Annotated in this window: 14 protein-coding genes; 11 read left to right on the top strand and 3 right to left on the bottom strand. The window is 59.3% G+C overall.

Annotated features, from left to right (window positions below; all coding sequences use genetic code 11):
* The first annotated feature begins 72 nt into the window (after positions 1–72).
* The gene (locus ACR0M3_RS05730) at positions 73–1,065 is read left to right on the top strand and encodes an ABC transporter ATP-binding protein (RefSeq protein ID WP_480538568.1); all 993 of its coding nucleotides are present in this window, start codon (positions 73–75) and stop codon (positions 1,063–1,065) included.
* Here ACR0M3_RS05730 and ACR0M3_RS05725 read toward each other — a convergent pair.
* On the bottom strand, positions 1,062–1,526 hold the full coding sequence (locus tag ACR0M3_RS05725) for a DUF1203 domain-containing protein (protein ID WP_480506580.1): 465 nt from the start codon (positions 1,524–1,526) through the stop codon (positions 1,062–1,064). The genes ACR0M3_RS05730 and ACR0M3_RS05725 overlap by 4 nt on opposite strands.
* Before the next feature lie 110 nt (positions 1,527–1,636).
* On the opposite strand from ACR0M3_RS05725, the gene ACR0M3_RS05720 reads away from it, so the two are divergent.
* From ACR0M3_RS05720 to ACR0M3_RS05710, 3 genes are all read left to right on the top strand, one after another.
* Positions 1,637–4,555, top strand: a complete 2,919-nt coding sequence (locus ACR0M3_RS05720; RefSeq protein ID WP_480909946.1) for an error-prone DNA polymerase — start codon at positions 1,637–1,639, stop codon at positions 4,553–4,555.
* A gap of 48 nt (positions 4,556–4,603) precedes the next feature.
* On the top strand, positions 4,604–5,017 hold the full coding sequence (locus ACR0M3_RS05715) for a group III truncated hemoglobin (RefSeq protein ID WP_480474472.1): 414 nt from the start codon (positions 4,604–4,606) through the stop codon (positions 5,015–5,017).
* Positions 5,018–5,170: 153 nt separating this feature from the next.
* On the top strand, positions 5,171–6,109 hold the full coding sequence (locus ACR0M3_RS05710) for a DMT family transporter (RefSeq protein WP_480909945.1): 939 nt from the start codon (positions 5,171–5,173) through the stop codon (positions 6,107–6,109).
* Between the two features lie 59 nt (positions 6,110–6,168).
* Here the strand turns inward: ACR0M3_RS05710 and ACR0M3_RS05705 are convergent, their stop codons facing one another.
* Positions 6,169–7,281, bottom strand: a complete 1,113-nt coding sequence (locus ACR0M3_RS05705; protein WP_480909944.1) for an S-(hydroxymethyl)glutathione dehydrogenase/class III alcohol dehydrogenase — start codon at positions 7,279–7,281, stop codon at positions 6,169–6,171.
* Between the two features lie 130 nt (positions 7,282–7,411).
* Between ACR0M3_RS05705 and ACR0M3_RS05700 the strand changes: the two genes are divergently transcribed.
* Together ACR0M3_RS05700 and ACR0M3_RS05695 are read left to right on the top strand one after the other, a co-directional pair.
* The gene (locus ACR0M3_RS05700; RefSeq protein WP_267364411.1) at positions 7,412–7,702 is read left to right on the top strand and encodes an I78 family peptidase inhibitor; all 291 of its coding nucleotides are present in this window, start codon (positions 7,412–7,414) and stop codon (positions 7,700–7,702) included.
* Between the two features lie 66 nt (positions 7,703–7,768).
* Positions 7,769–9,421, top strand: a complete 1,653-nt coding sequence (locus ACR0M3_RS05695) for a DUF6504 family protein (protein ID WP_480909943.1) — start codon at positions 7,769–7,771, stop codon at positions 9,419–9,421.
* 3 nt (positions 9,422–9,424) lie between these two features.
* On the opposite strand, the gene ACR0M3_RS05690 is transcribed toward ACR0M3_RS05695, so the two are convergent.
* Positions 9,425–10,150, bottom strand: coding sequence for an SDR family NAD(P)-dependent oxidoreductase (locus ACR0M3_RS05690; protein ID WP_480487906.1), 726 nt, complete (start codon positions 10,148–10,150; stop codon positions 9,425–9,427).
* Between the two features lie 152 nt (positions 10,151–10,302).
* Here ACR0M3_RS05690 and ACR0M3_RS05685 point away from each other — a divergent pair, with 152 nt between their 5' ends.
* Genes ACR0M3_RS05685 through ACR0M3_RS05665 form a run of 5 tightly spaced genes read left to right on the top strand, consistent with a single transcriptional unit; the run spans position 10,303 to position 14,509 of the window.
* Positions 10,303–11,634 carry an NAD(P)/FAD-dependent oxidoreductase gene (locus ACR0M3_RS05685; RefSeq protein ID WP_480909942.1) on the top strand — a complete coding sequence of 444 codons (1,332 nt, stop codon included), beginning with the start codon at positions 10,303–10,305 and terminating at the stop codon, positions 11,632–11,634.
* Entirely contained in the window at positions 11,588–12,133 is a 546-nt protein-coding gene (locus tag ACR0M3_RS05680) for a hypothetical protein (RefSeq protein WP_480546880.1), read from the top strand. Before ACR0M3_RS05685 ends, ACR0M3_RS05680 begins: the two co-directional genes overlap by 47 nt.
* Positions 12,133–13,356: an MFS transporter gene (locus tag ACR0M3_RS05675; RefSeq protein ID WP_480546878.1), complete on the top strand. Its 1,224-nt coding sequence runs from the start codon at positions 12,133–12,135 to the stop codon at positions 13,354–13,356. The genes ACR0M3_RS05680 and ACR0M3_RS05675 overlap by 1 nt, the downstream gene beginning before the upstream one ends.
* Before the next feature lie 38 nt (positions 13,357–13,394).
* Positions 13,395–13,970, top strand: a complete 576-nt coding sequence (locus tag ACR0M3_RS05670; protein WP_480909986.1) for a DUF3833 domain-containing protein — start codon at positions 13,395–13,397, stop codon at positions 13,968–13,970.
* Complete coding sequence (locus ACR0M3_RS05665; protein ID WP_480909941.1) at positions 13,967–14,509, top strand: DUF3833 domain-containing protein; 543 nt, start codon at positions 13,967–13,969, stop codon at positions 14,507–14,509. The genes ACR0M3_RS05670 and ACR0M3_RS05665 overlap by 4 nt, the downstream gene beginning before the upstream one ends.

Genomic DNA, 14,509 nt, shown 5'->3' with positions numbered 1-14,509 from the left:
TTCGGTTGTCGGCCACGCGGGCATGTATTAGGTGCGTTTATGAGCGATGATCAAACCGGGGGCAAGTGCCACATGTGCGACGCGGCAATCAGGATCGAAGGGCTGCGCAAAACCTATCGCGGAGGCAAGGGTCAGCCCGAAAAGCATGCGCTGAAAGGCATTGACCTGACCGTCCCGCGCGGCTCGGTTTTTGGTCTGCTGGGCCCGAATGGTGCCGGAAAATCGACCCTGATCAATATTCTGGCTGGTCTGGTGGTAAAATCGGCGGGTCGCGTGGCGATCTGGGGCTTCGACCAGGATCAGAATCCACGCCAGTCGCGATCGGCCATTGGTGTAATGCCACAAGAGCTCAACCTCGACCCGTTTTTCACCCCGCGCGGCGCGCTTGAGGTTCAGGCCGGTCTCTATGGCGTTCCGAAATCCCAACGGCGCAGTGATCAGATTCTGGAATTGGTCGGTCTCAGCGACAAGGCCGAGGCCTATGCCCGCACTCTTTCGGGCGGTATGCGGCGGCGGTTGCTGCTGGCCAAGGCACTGGTGCATCACCCGAAAATCCTTGTGCTTGATGAACCCACAGCGGGTGTGGATATCGAACTGCGCCAGATGCTCTGGGCCAATGTGCGCAAGCTGAACGAACAGGGCATGACCATCATCCTGACCACCCACTACCTGGAAGAAGCGCAGGAGATGTGCGACGAGATCGCCATTATCAACCACGGTGAAAAGGTCGCGCAGGACAGCACCGCCAACCTGCTGGGCCGCATGGACAGCCGCACCATGGTGATTGTGCCCGACAGCCCGATCATTGATCTGCCTGCGTCAGAAGGCGTCGAGGCAGCTCTCCGCAATGATGGCAGCCTTGTCCTGCAATACCGAAACATCCAGACCAGCGCCGAACAGGTTCTGGAATCGGTACGCGCCGCGAATATCCGCATCCGCGACGTCCGCACCGAAGAGGCCGATCTTGAGGACGTATTCCTTGCCCTGACCTCGTCCCGTACCGAAGATCATCCGGCGGATGATCAGGATCAGCCACGCCGGGGCATCCACCGCGTCAAGCTTTAAGCCCGGTCTATTCGCGCCTGATAGCAGTTATTCCGCGCAGATCGCACGTGAATATAGGCAACGTCGGATCGGGAAAAGATATCCCTGACTTTTGCGCCGATCTGATCCGTCGGCGTGATCGCCCCGGTGCCATAGACGATCCTGTCATCCGTACCGTAGCCCTTGATCAGATAGTCGGGCGAGGTGGACAGAATTTCGGGCAGCGCGTCTTCCTCGTACCGGTCACATGGTGTTGCACACAAAAAGATCGGGCCGGTTTCCGCATAGGGATGTGTCTTTGAAAAAGGTCGATGTGCCAATATCAGCATCTCATCGCCCTCGGGGATATGTCGCAGGCAGTGGCGGCACGGGTTACCTGCACCCGTCGAAACAGCGCGTTCCGGCGTTGAACCATATGCATCCGCGCCACCTGCCTGAAGGGCGCGTACATCGTTGGTGGGCAAAGCGGTGATTTTGAACATCTCGGATCTCCTTTTTTGCTGACCATGCCCGTGCGACCGGACCCAATCGACCCGTTTCCTGCGCAAAGGACTCGAAAAAGAACAAAACGTGAATATAATGTGGAATCGCCATGTATGCCGAGCTGTCGATCACGTCGAATTTTACCTTCCTCACCGGGGCGTCGCACCCCGAGGAGTATATGGAGCGTGCCGTCACCCTGGGCCTACCCGCCATTGCGATTGCCGATGACAACTCGGTCGCCGGGATCGTCCGCGCCCATACTCAGGCGCGCGAGATCGCCCGCAAGGTCCGCGAACGGCTGGCGTGGGAGGCACAGAATACCTCAATCGGTCCACCCTGCCCCGATCACATCCCCAGGCCGCCCTCCTATCCCATCCACGCGGTTCCCCGCCTGATCCCGGCGGCGCGGCTGATCTTCACCGATGCGCCCACGGTCACCGCTCTGCCCCTGAACCGGCAGGGCTGGGCCAACCTGTGTCGCATCCTCTCCAAAGGCCGCCTGCGCGCCGAGAAAGGCGACTGCATCCTGCACCTGTCTGACCTGCTCGAATTTTCCGATGGCCTCCACCTGCTGCTGTGGCCACAGGCGGCGGGCTCTCCGGGCGGCACGGGCGCGTGGCGGACACAGGCGCAGCAGCTGACGCGCCGCTTTGCCGGGCGGATGCATCTGTTGATGCACCCCCGGTATGATGGCGCCGATAGCGCATTTTTCTCTTTATTAGAGACTGAAGCAAAACAGCTTGGCATCCTCACGCTCGCCAGCGCGACACCGATGATGCACCACGGCACCCGCCGCAAACTGGGCGATGTGCTGACTGCCATCCGCCTGCGTCGCAAAGTGGATGCATTGGGTCGGGACGCTTTGGCCAATGGTGAACAGCGCCTGCGCTCCGAGGCCGAGATGCTACGCATCTTCAAAGGTCATGAGGGGGCCGTTGCCCGCGCTTATGCGCTCAGCGAACAACTCACGTTCTCGCTGGACGAGCTGCGTTATGAATACCCCAACGAGGGCAGCACACAAGAAACCCCGACCCAGCGCCTGCACCGTCTGGCGCATGAGGGGTTGAAATGGCGTTATCCCGCCGGGGCGTCCGAAAAGGCGAAAAAAATGCTGGCGCATGAGCTGACGCTGATCGGCAAGCTGAAATACGAACCCTACTTCCTGACCGTCCGCGATATCGTCCATTTCGCCCGTTCGCGCAGCATCCTCTGCCAGGGGCGCGGATCGGCTGCCAACTCGGTCGTTTGCTTTTGCCTCGGCATCACCGAGGTCAGCCCCGAGATGGGCACCATGGTGTTTGAACGCTTCGTCTCCGAGGCGCGCGATGAACCGCCAGACATAGACGTCGATTTCGAACATGAACGCCGCGAAGAGGTGATCCAGCACATCTATGACCGCTATGGCCGCGAACGCGCGGGCCTCTGTGCCACGGTGGTCCATTACCGCGGCAAACGCGCCATCCGCGAGGTTGGACGCGCCATGGGCCTGACCGAAGATACAATCTCGGCGCTTTCCTCACAGCTTTGGGGCTTTTTCTCGGCCTCGGGGCTTGAGGCGCAACGGATGCGCGAAATTGGCCTCGACCCCGAAGATCGGCGCCTGAAACAGACTCTAATGCTGGTTTATGAGATCGACGGCTTTCCCCGCCACCTCTCGCAGCATGTGGGAGGATTCATCATCACCGAGGGTCGGCTGGATGAGCTTGTCCCCATCGAAAACGCCACGATGGAGGGCCGCACGGTCATCTGCTGGGACAAGGACGATATCGACAGTCTTGGCATCCTCAAGGTCGATGTCCTCAGCCTCGGGATGCTCACCTGCATCCGCAAGGCGTTTGACCTGATCGGCCAGCACCACCAGACCAGCTATACCCTTGCCACCCTGCCACCCGAGGATCCGGCAGTCTATGACATGCTCTGCAAGGCGGACAGCATCGGCGTGTTTCAGGTGGAATCACGTGCACAGATGAACTTCCTGCCGCGGATGCGGCCGCGTAATTTCTATGATCTGGTGATCGAGGTTGCCATCATCCGCCCCGGCCCCATTCAGGGCGACATGGTCCACCCCTATATCCGCCGCCGGAACGGAGAGGAGGAGGTCAGCTTCCCCTCGGACGCGCTGGGCGAGGTGCTGGGCAAAACGCTGGGCGTGCCGTTGTTTCAGGAACAGGCGATGCAAATCGCCATTGTCGGCGCGGGCTTCACCCCGGAACAGGCCGATCGGCTGCGCCGCTCGCTGGCGACCTTCAAGAAACATGGCAATGTCAGCGAGTTCCGCGCGCTCTTTTTGCGCGGGATGAAGCGCAACGGGTATGAACAGGATTTCGCGGAACGTTGCTTTTCCCAGATCGAAGGCTTCGGCTCGTACGGTTTCCCCGAAAGCCACGCGGCCAGTTTTGCGCTGCTGGTCTATGCCTCGGCATGGATCAAATGCCACCATCCGGGCATCTTCGCCTGCGCCCTGCTGAACTCGCAGCCGATGGGGTTCTACGCGCCGGCCCAGATTGTACGGGATGCGCGCGAGCATGGGGTGCAGGTGCGCCCGGTCTGCATCAATGCCAGCTTTTGGGACAATGTGATGGAGCCTGATGGTCATGGCGGGCTAGCGCTGCGGCTGGGCTTTCGCCAGATCAAGGGCCTGAGCGAGGAAGACGCCAGCTGGCTGACCGCCGCGCGCGGCAACGGCTACACCCAGGTCGACGATGTCTGGCGCCGCGCAGGCCTTGGGCCGTCGGTGATCGAACGGCTGGCCGAGGCTGATGCCTTCGCCGCCTGCGACCTGACCCGGCGCGAGGCGCTGTGGCAGGCCAAGGCAATTGCCACAGCCAAGCCTCTGCCCCTGTTTTCGCAAGATCTGGAGGGCGAGGCGCTGGACGAACCCGAGGCTTATCTGCCGCAAATGACGCTGGGCGAACAGGTGGTCGAAGATTACGTCGCCACCCGCCTCAGCCTGCGGGCGCACCCGGTGGCCCTGCTGCGGCATCTGCTGACACCGGATGGGCGCGACAAAACCACCTCTGTTCCGTAACCCCGGAACACCCTATCTGCCAAAAACAGAGTCGAAATTCAGGCCGTCATGACCAGACCCATCCTTCCCCCGCGCTTTCCCGCGACGCCCGAGCAAATCAACGCGCAAGTTCGCGCCTTTTATGCCCGTGTCCGGCAAGACGCGGTTCTTGGGCCCGTATTCGCAAACCACGTCACCGACTGGCCCGCGCATGAGGACAAGATCGCCGCCTTCTGGCGCAATGCCATCCTGTATGAGCGCTGCTATGACGGCAATCCGCAACGGGTCCATATCGAACGGCCCGATGTGAAACCGGAATTCTTTGCCCATTGGCTGGATCTATTCGAGGAGGTCGCCACCCGGACCCTGCCCGCGGAAACGGCCACACCGTGGGTCGCCTTGGCCCGCCGCATCGGTGTCGGCATGAAGGCAGGTGTCCAATCCGCACGACAGCCCAAAGACGCGCCGCCGATCCTGCGATGATCCCGGATCATGGCGGCCATGCGATGTTAGCGATAAAATAAGGGCTATTCGCGCCCTCGGAATAGGGTTAAGCAGCACTACGGACAGCCGGGAACCCTGCCTGCGCTGCTATGATGTATCGTCACCATACCAACATAGGCCGAGGCCGGATTGATGAGTGCTCAAAACAACACCCTGCGGGGGCTTGGCTACGCATTTCTGGGATTTGCCGTCTTTGCCAGCCACGACGCGCTGATCAAGGTGCTGGGCGGCACCTATTCAGTGATGCAGATCATCTTTTTCGCCACGCTGTTTTCGTTCGTTCCAATGGCCGTCACGATCCTGACCGACCGCACGACGGGAAACTTTCTGCCGCATCACCCATGGCTGGTGTTGCTGCGTTCGGGCCTGATGGTTACGGCCATGTCCTGCGCGTTTTACGCGTTTTCGGTTCTGCCACTGGCCGAGGTCTATTCCCTGCTGTTTTCATTCCCGTTGATCGTCACGGTACTGTCGATCCCGATACTGGGTGAAGTGGTCCGCGTTCAGCGCTGGGCTGCGGTTGGTGTCGGCCTAATCGGCGTCCTGATCGTTCTGCGCCCCGGTGCAACGGATATCACACTGGGCCACATGGCCGCCCTGATGGCCGCCTTCTGCAGCGCCTTTGCCTCGGTCCTAGTGCGCAAGATCGGGAAGGAGGAGCGCTCGGCCGTGCTGATCCTCTATCCGATGCTGCTGGCTATCGTCGTGATGAGCCTTGCCCAACCGGCTGTATACCAGCCGCCTTCCCTGCTTCATCTGGCGATGATGGCGCTGGTTGGGGTGTTCTCGGTCATCGCGCAACACCTGATCATTCTGGCCTACCGCGCCGCACCCGCCGGTGTCGTCGCCCCCAGCCAATACAGCCAGATCATCTGGGCAACACTGTTTGGAATGATCTTCTTCGACGAGCGCCCTGACATTTGGGTCGCCGTCGGTGCCAGCATCATCATCGCGTCCGGCGTCTATGTTGTTTGGCGAGAAAGCCGGGCCAACACCACCTCGGCCAATACCCCGGTTCTGCGGGTTCGGTCGCCGCGTTCAGATACCGGGGCGTCACGGCCTGGAAAGTAGGTCCAACGAAAACGGCGCGCCGATCAGCGCGCCGTTTTCTAGAACTTTGGTGTTTACTCTTAGTAGATAACCACCGAGCGAATGCTTTCGCCCTTATGCATCAGGTCGAAGCCGTGGTTGATGTCGTCCAGACCCATGGTGTGGGTGATCATCGGGTCGATCTCGATCTTGCCTTCCATGTACCAGTCGACGATCTTGGGCACGTCCGTGCGCCCACGCGCACCACCAAATGCGGTACCGCGCCACGAACGGCCGGTGACCAGCTGGAATGGCCGGGTCGAAATTTCGGCCCCTGCAGGTGCCACGCCAATGATGATCGACTCACCCCAGCCCTTATGCGCCGATTCAAGTGCTGCACGCATCACGCCGACATTGCCTGTGGCGTCAAACGTATAATCCGCTCCGCCCTTGGTCAGGTTGACGAGATACGGCACCAGATCGCCTTCAACTTCAGACGGGTTCACGAAGTCTGTCATGCCAAACCTGGTGGCCATTTCCACCTTGGAGGGGTTCAGGTCGACGCCGACGATCTGGTCTGCTCCGGCCAGACGCAGGCCCTGAATGACGTTCAGGCCGATACCGCCCAGACCAAACACGATTGCGCGGCTGCCGATTTCCACCTTGGCGGTGTTGATGACCGCGCCGATACCGGTCGTGACACCACAGCCGATATAGCAGATCTTGTCGAACGGCGCGTCCTCGCGCACCTTGGCCAGCGCGATTTCAGGCAGAACCGTGTGGTTCGAGAAGGTCGAGCAGCCCATGTAATGCAGGATCGGATCGCCATCCAAGGTCGAGAAACGAGAGGTGCCATCGGGCATCAGACCCTTGCCTTGGGTTTCCCGGATCGCCTGACACAGGTTGGTCTTGGGGTGCAGACAGTATTCACACTCGCGGCATTCCGGCGTGTAAAGCGGGATCACATGATCGCCCGGCTTCAGGCTGGTTACACCCGGACCCACTTCGACCACGACGCCTGCGCCTTCATGGCCCAGAATGGCCGGGAACAAGCCTTCAGGGTCGGCACCCGACAGGGTGAATTCGTCGGTATGACAGATACCGGTGGCCTTGATCTCGACCAGAACCTCGCCCGCCTTGGGGCCTTCGAGGTTCACATCCATCACTTCCAAAGGTTTGCCCGCCTGAACGGCGACGGCGGCACGGGTACGCATGCTACTTATCTCCCTGTCACTTTTGCCCCGACCCTGCGTCAATTACAGGGTGTTTTCAACCGTGCTTTCATGGCAGGTTGGCTAATTAATTGATATTGCAGAAACGACATTGCCAGAATGAGGAACGCCAATGCACCGATTTTTCCCGATCCTGTTCTTTCTGGCGGCCTGTGCTGAAACCCCGCCCGCGCCCGAAGACGCTTTGCTGCCGCCGGAACCTGCCCCGGTCGATCTGGCCTTTTGTCAGGGAGAAGATTTTTCCGATACCGTTGGCCAGCCGGTTTCGAACATTCAGGCAAACCTGCCCGCACGGTCGCGCGTGCTGGGCCCGGATGGCATCGCCACACAGGATTACCGCATCGACCGGCTGAACGTGTACGTGAATGGCGACGGGATCATCCTGCGGCTGACCTGCGGATAAGGGTGGACTCGACTCAGGCATCGATTCTCATTTAAGAACAAAGTAAGAACATTGTGATGCCTGCAAATGCCCAAACGCCGAATACTTTCGCTATGGTTCCCCCATCTGGGGGCTGAACGGCTGATCCGCGCTGCGCGGGGGCTGCATACCGGGCCTTTGGCCATCGTGGCCGAACAGTCGAACATGCAGGTTATTACCTCGGTGAATGCCGATGCGCAGGCTGCCGGGCTGCGTATCGGCCAGCCGGTGCGGGATGCTCATGCCATGTGTGCCAACCTGATCACGCGGCACCGTAACGCCCCGGCCGAAGCCGCGTTCCTGGCCGCGTTGCGTCGCTGGGCGGGAAAGTTCAGCCCATGGGTGGCCGAAGAGGCCCCGGACGGGCTGATCGTCGATCTGTCAGGTTGCGCCCATCTGTTTGGCGGAGAGGAGGCGTTGCTGAACGTTCTTGAAACCGACTGCGCGGATATGGGTCTCAGCGTACAAATGGGTATCGCCGACACGCTGGGCGCAGCCTGGGCTTTGGCGCGCTATGCGGGGCAGGCGGCCACATCCGACCGCAATGGCGACGCCATCAGTCAGGAGGCCCGTGCCACCCGCGCCCGGGCGGGCAAACGGCGGCACTGGACCAAAGGCGGCACCGCGCCGCAAGTGAGGGCTCTGGGTGGAGGCGCGCGGATCGCGCCGCCGGGGCAATCTTATGGCGCACTCAGCCCTCTGCCCATCGCCGCGCTGCGATTGGAAGATCAGGTTGTCGTGCAGCTGAACCGTCTGGGCCTGCGCCGCATCGGCGATCTGCTGGGTCAACCCCGCGCCAGCCTTGCGCGGAGGTTTGGACGCGGGCTGGTTCTGCGGTTGGATCAGGCCATGGGCAGCGCGCCCGAGCCTGTTTCGCCCGCCCGCCCGCCGCACCATTTCGCGGTGCGGATGACCCTGCCCAACCCGATTGGTCTGGTTGAGGATGTCATGGCTGCGGTTGATCGGGTTCTGCCAACGCTTTGCACCAAGCTGGAAGAAAAGGGGCGCGGTGCCCGCACCCTGCGGCTGGAGGCGCACCGCGCCGATCAGGCAGCTGAGGTTATCGAGGTCGGCCTGGCCCGCCCAACTTACGATAAATACCGCATTCGCCCTTTGTTAGAGATGAAAGTTGACAAGATCGACGCAGGCTACGGCATCGACATGCTGCGGCTTGAGGCGGTTCAGACAGAACCCATCCACGCCCGTACCGTGGCCGGCCATGCCGAAGCCCGCCGTGTGGCCCGCAACCGGCTGGCGGGCAACACCGCCGTGGATGATCTGATCGGCAAGCTGGGCGCGCGGGTGGGGCTTGAGGCGATCACCCGGCGCCATCCCGCGGCCTCGCACATCCCTGAGAAAACGGCGCAAACGCTGGCGGCGGCATGGTCGGAACCTGCCCGCGACTGGCCTGCGCCGCCACGCCCCCGCCCCCTGCTGATGTGGCAGCCTGAGCCGGTGATGGCACCGGAAACCCCTGACGTGCCCAGCGCCTTTCGCTGGCGCGGGCGTAACTGGCAGCTGGCGCAGGCCACCGGCCCGGAACGGATCGCACCGGAATGGTGGCTGGATGACCCGAACTGGCGCAGCGGCGTGCGGGACTACTGGGTTGTAGTGACACAGCAGGGCGAGCGGTTGTGGCTGTTTTATGGCCATGGCGGAACCATGTCTGCAGGCTGGTTTTGTCACGGGCAGTTTGGTTAGGGTCTATTTCCCTCGGTACACCAACAGATCCGGCAGATAGTCAATCAGACGGATAAACCACGAGAATGGTGCAGGAAAATCTGTACGGAAACGGCGCCGCAACATCGCCTTGACCACACGATCCGCCGCATCCTCGGGGCTCATCAGCATGGGCATCCTGAAGCTGTTTTTCTCAGTCAGACGGGTCTTGATGAAGCCGGAATTAATGATCCGCACGGTCACGCCGGTGCCCGCCAGATCATGGCGCATCGTTTCCGCCAGGGAAATCAGTGCCGCCTTGCTGGCCCCATATCCGATGGCCGCTGGCAACCCGTGATAGCCCGCGAGCGACCCGATCAGCGTAATATCCCCCCGACCTGCCTTAACAAGGTCCGGGACGGTTTCACCCAACACACGCAAAGCACCCAGATAGTTTACATCACCCATCCTGAGCGACGCCTCTGTATCCCAATCCGCCGAGCGCACGGGGTCATACGCGCCGGCATTGTAAACCAGCCCATCGACCAGACCCGCCTCGGCCACAGCCCCGCGAACAGAGTCTAAATCAGTGACATCGCACCGGATCGCACGGGCATTGGGAAGCTCGGAGCAGATGTCGGCCAAACGTTCAGAACTACGCGCCGACAAGATCAAATGCGCGCCCCTGTCGCTTAGCGCCTTAGCCAAAGCACGACCCAAACCTTCGCTTGCGCCGATGATCCAATAGGTTTTTCCGTCAAAGCTGCTCATGCGCGGGCCGATTCAGTCATGTTTCATATTCTACGGGCCCGTGACGTAGTTGGATCAAATGCGATCGCGCTTCTGACAAAACTTCCAACCGGATTGATCCAGCTGCACCTACCCCGCGTATTTCATTCTAAGAACCACATAACGAGGCTGGAATGTTCGACGAAACCCAGGGTGTACGGAAGAAAATCGCAGTTGTTGGTGCAGGTATTTCAGGCCTTTCAGCCGCCTACTACCTTTCAGAAAACAATGACGTGACCCTCTATGAGGCGGAACCGCGTTTAGGTGGCCATGCCCGCACAGTCATGGCCGGGAAGAACGGCGATCAACCGGTGGATACTGGTTTCATCGTCTTCAACTACGCAACCTATCCTTTTCTGACCCGACTTTTTGATGAGCTCAATGTTCCCGTGATCGAAAGCGAAATGAGTTTTGGCGCGACAATCGACAATGGTCGTATCGAATATGGTTTGAACAATCTGCGCACCCTGACCGCGCAGAGGCGCAATCTTGCGCGCCCTGCCTATTACAAGATGATTGCCGACATTCTGCGCTTTGGCAAAAAGGCTCCGGAGGCTGCAAGAGATGACGACACCACGATTGGTGAGTTGGTGGATCAGCTTCGTCTGGGACACTGGTTCCGCCACAACTATCTGATGCCAATGTGTGGGGCGATCTGGTCAACTCCGGTTGAACTGGTGGATCAGTTCCCTGCACGCTCATTGGTGCAGTTCTTTCGAAATCACGCCCTTCTGGCCAGTGGCCGCGCAAATCAACACCAGTGGTACACAGTTAAAGGTGGCAGTATCGAATATGTCCGCAGGATCGATGCCGCCCTACGGGCACGAGGGGCGGCAATCCGTTTGGCCAGTCCGGTTCAGAACATTTCCCGGAGTGAGACAGGTGTTACGGTCCGCAGTCAGGGTGCGGTGGATCAGTTTGATGAGATCATCCTGGCTACCCACTCTGACCAATCGCTTGCCATTTTGGGCGGGAATGCCACCCCGGCGGAAACCGCTGCACTGGGCGCAATTCGGTACCAACCCAACACCGCCACCCTGCATTGTGATCCTGGCCAGATGCCAAAGCGGCGTGCATGCTGGTCCAGCTGGACCTATCGATCACAGGCCGGAGACGTAGGCGTTACATATTGGATGAATCGACTACAGAACATACCGGACAACGACCCGCTTTTTGTGACGCTGAACGCCTCGACAGATATTCCAGCGGATAAAATCTATGATCAGGTCGAATTTGCCCACCCGGTATTCGACAAAGCCGCCCTGAAAGCACAGGGGCATATTCGCGAGATACAGGGACAGAACCGAACCTGGTTCGCCGGTGCGTATAACCGGCACGGATTTCACGAAGACGGGATCGCCAGCGCGATGCATGTAGTTGAGCGGATAAATGGCACCCCGCAAATAATCGGAGCTGATTATGCCATTCTTGGACAAGATCCGGCCATCTCTGTTGCCGCCGAATAGCGGGATGCTGCGCGCGACCCTTTTGAGCCTTTCCTTGCTGGCCCCCACTAGGTTGATTGCCTCGCCAGTGACGGAAGAGTTGGATGGTGCACAGCTTCTTGGCACTGCAACCTTCCGCTATCTCGGGTTTCCGATCTACGACGCCAAGCTTTACACACCCAAAGGTGCTTCGTTCAGCTGGAGTGTAGATTTCGGGCTTCAGCTGACATACCGTAAAAGCATCAAGAAGAATGCGCTGGTCAACTCGACGCTCGACGAGATGAAACGCGTCGGCCACCCTGCCCCGATTGGCGACCAACTGGATGTATGTTTTAAAGGTGTCACCAAGGGTGACAGCTATCTGGCGGTGTCCGACGGGCCAGACAAGGTCAGTTTCTGGCTGAACGGTCGAAAGACCTGCACAATGGCATATCCGGGCATCAAACGCAGTTTCATGTCGGTTTTCCTCGGCGAAAACACACGGTCAGCGTCCTTCACCCAGATGCTTCAGGGAAAGTGATGCTTTACCCTCGGGTCAGCTTATACGCGCTGATGCTCGCTGCGGCGGGCATCCCGCTATACATTCATCTACCGCGTTTTGCGGCGGTGAATCTGGGCATTGGACTGGGGGTGATTGGCACCGTCTTGCTGATGATCCGATTGGTCGATCTGGTACAGGACCCACTGATCGGTTGGGCGATAGATAGATGGCCCGGTGGCCAGCTTGTCTTTGCGTCCATGGCAGCTCTCGGCCTTGCCATTGGATTTCCGGCGCTGTTCAGCCTGCAACAAGGCGCAGATGTACTGACATTGATTGTTCTTCTGATACTGTTGTTTTCGGCTTATAGCCTGGGGACTATCCTGCTCTACGGGCGAAGTGCGACGCTGGCGAAACGCGCTGACGCGAAGGAGTTGATGACCCTCGCCGCTTATCGGGAAGGCGGACAACTGACAGGCGTTATCATCGCGGCAAGTGCCCCTGCCCTTTTTGTTGCTGCCGGAGCCCACGCGCAAGGCTATCCCGCGTTTGGTCTGTTTCTGGGTCTGCTATCGGTCGCAACCCTTTTGTTGACCGTTCCGATCTGGCGGCGGCCCGCAATCACCGGATCCGGTCTGTCTTTCGCAAGCCTTGGCCAGGCCGGAGGTTTGCGCCTTTTGGTGCTGGCTTTGATCAACAGCCTACCCGTGGCCATTACATCGACCCTGTTTCTATTTTTCGTAGAGGACCGATTGCAATTGCAGGGTAAGGCCGGGCCGCTGTTGATCCTGTTTTTCCTCAGCGCAGGCGTAAGCGTGCCGCTTTGGGCTAAGCTCAGTAACCAAATTGGCTCGAAACAGACACTGATGATTGCAATGCCGCTTTCCATCGCGGGGTTTATCGGTGCCGCCACACTGAGCGCTGGGAACCTCACCGGTTTTGCGGTGATTTGCCTCGCCTCGGGTGCCGCTCTGGGCGCGGATATGGTCGTGCTGCCCGCCATGTTTTCGGTCACATTGACCCGAGCCGGTCTTAACGCGTCCACAGCGTTTGGTATCTGGTCCTTTGCTGGCAAGCTGGGCCTGGCCCTGGCAGCCTTTTTTACCCTGCCATTGCTGGAGCGCAGTGGCTTCACCCCCGGTCAAACCAATTCCGCCCAAGCGCTTGATACACTCAATCTCGCCTACGCGGTGCTGCCCTGCATCCTGAAACTTGGGGCCTTTGGAATGGTCCTGACCCTGCCAACCGAGGTCACAAGCAAGTGAATGCTTTCGCCATCATCCTGCTGGCTCTGCTGATTGCAATGTTTGTCCGCGCCCGACTGCTGAGCTTTCGTGCGCAGAGCCCGTCAGACTATGCCGGTACCGGGCCCACTTTTTCGCTGAAGAAGCATTTGAACGGTGAAATCCTGTCCGAGGGTCTGATCTATGGCCCCAATGGCAGGATGTCGAACAGCTTTGTGGCCCGCATGATCGGTGAGTGGAATGGGAACACCGGCACACTTTCCGAGTTCTTCACGTACTCAAATGGCAAAAAGATGAACCGTAAATGGTATCTGACGCTAGGCACCAGAAATACGTTCACGGCAACAGCAGAGGATATCGTTGGCGAAGGTCACGGCACGATATCCGGCGCAACGATCAAGCTGACCTACAGGATCATTCTGCCCAAAGACGCAGGAGGACACACACTGGATGTTACAGACTGGATGTATCTGACAGAACATGGCGTCATTATGAATCGTTCCGAGATGCGTAAGTTTGGCATCAAGGTTGCTGAGCTCGTTGCAACAATGCGCCCGACCCCCAAATCACATCCGATCCACGTAGGTGGCGCAAATGAGTATAGCACCACTTCAGAAAGGCGGCTGGTGCAATGATCACAGGTCGCTCTCTGATTACATGCGTTTCCGTCGCAAGCTTTGCACTTCTGGTTGCCTGCTCTGGCAAACCGAAGGTTCCGACAACCTTTCTGTCTGAACGGCAACTGAACCTCGAGGAATTCTTCGACGGAAAGACCGTGGCTTACGGGCAGTTTCAGGATGTGTTTGGGAATGTTCCACGCAGATTTGAAGTCGATATCGACGGCACATGGGACGGGGAAACCCTGACACTGGTCGAGGATTTTATCTACGACGACGGCGCAACCGAACAGCGCATCTGGACGCTGACAAAGACTGGCGATGACACGTGGACTGGTACTGCGCCCGGTGTGCTGGGAACCGCCAGCGGGACCGAGAGGGGCGACACCTTCAACTGGAAATACAAGATTGACCTGCCTGTCAAAGATGGCACGATGCGCGTCAGTTTTGACGATTGGATGTGGCTGCTGACCGAGGACCGTCTGTTAAACCGCGCTTACGTCTCACGCTTTGGCATACGCCTCGGCGAAGTTATCCTGATCTTTGAAAAAGAATAG

Source organism: Ruegeria sp. O5, from assembly GCF_056535105.1.
The sequence above is the reverse complement of the archived record's forward strand: the minus strand, read 5'-3'. Positions and strand labels throughout refer to the sequence as shown.

What these genes read in the sequence shown, in the direction of transcription:
- ACR0M3_RS05730 (WP_480538568.1), top strand. Translation starts at nt 73, where the DNA reads ATGTGCGACGCGGCAATCAGGATCGAAGGGCTGCGCAAAACCTATCGC.
- ACR0M3_RS05725 (WP_480506580.1), bottom strand. Translation starts at nt 1,526, where the DNA reads ATGTTCAAAATCACCGCTTTGCCCACCAACGATGTACGCGCCCTTCAG.
- ACR0M3_RS05720 (WP_480909946.1), top strand. Translation starts at nt 1,637, where the DNA reads ATGTATGCCGAGCTGTCGATCACGTCGAATTTTACCTTCCTCACCGGG.
- ACR0M3_RS05715 (WP_480474472.1), top strand. Translation starts at nt 4,604, where the DNA reads ATGACCAGACCCATCCTTCCCCCGCGCTTTCCCGCGACGCCCGAGCAA.
- ACR0M3_RS05710 (WP_480909945.1), top strand. Translation starts at nt 5,171, where the DNA reads ATGAGTGCTCAAAACAACACCCTGCGGGGGCTTGGCTACGCATTTCTG.
- ACR0M3_RS05705 (WP_480909944.1), bottom strand. Translation starts at nt 7,281, where the DNA reads ATGCGTACCCGTGCCGCCGTCGCCGTTCAGGCGGGCAAACCTTTGGAA.
- ACR0M3_RS05700 (WP_267364411.1), top strand. Translation starts at nt 7,412, where the DNA reads ATGCACCGATTTTTCCCGATCCTGTTCTTTCTGGCGGCCTGTGCTGAA.
- ACR0M3_RS05695 (WP_480909943.1), top strand. Translation starts at nt 7,769, where the DNA reads ATGCCCAAACGCCGAATACTTTCGCTATGGTTCCCCCATCTGGGGGCT.
- ACR0M3_RS05690 (WP_480487906.1), bottom strand. Translation starts at nt 10,150, where the DNA reads ATGAGCAGCTTTGACGGAAAAACCTATTGGATCATCGGCGCAAGCGAA.
- ACR0M3_RS05685 (WP_480909942.1), top strand. Translation starts at nt 10,303, where the DNA reads ATGTTCGACGAAACCCAGGGTGTACGGAAGAAAATCGCAGTTGTTGGT.
- ACR0M3_RS05680 (WP_480546880.1), top strand. Translation starts at nt 11,588, where the DNA reads ATGCCATTCTTGGACAAGATCCGGCCATCTCTGTTGCCGCCGAATAGC.
- ACR0M3_RS05675 (WP_480546878.1), top strand. Translation starts at nt 12,133, where the DNA reads ATGCTTTACCCTCGGGTCAGCTTATACGCGCTGATGCTCGCTGCGGCG.
- ACR0M3_RS05670 (WP_480909986.1), top strand. Translation starts at nt 13,395, where the DNA reads ATGTTTGTCCGCGCCCGACTGCTGAGCTTTCGTGCGCAGAGCCCGTCA.
- ACR0M3_RS05665 (WP_480909941.1), top strand. Translation starts at nt 13,967, where the DNA reads ATGATCACAGGTCGCTCTCTGATTACATGCGTTTCCGTCGCAAGCTTT.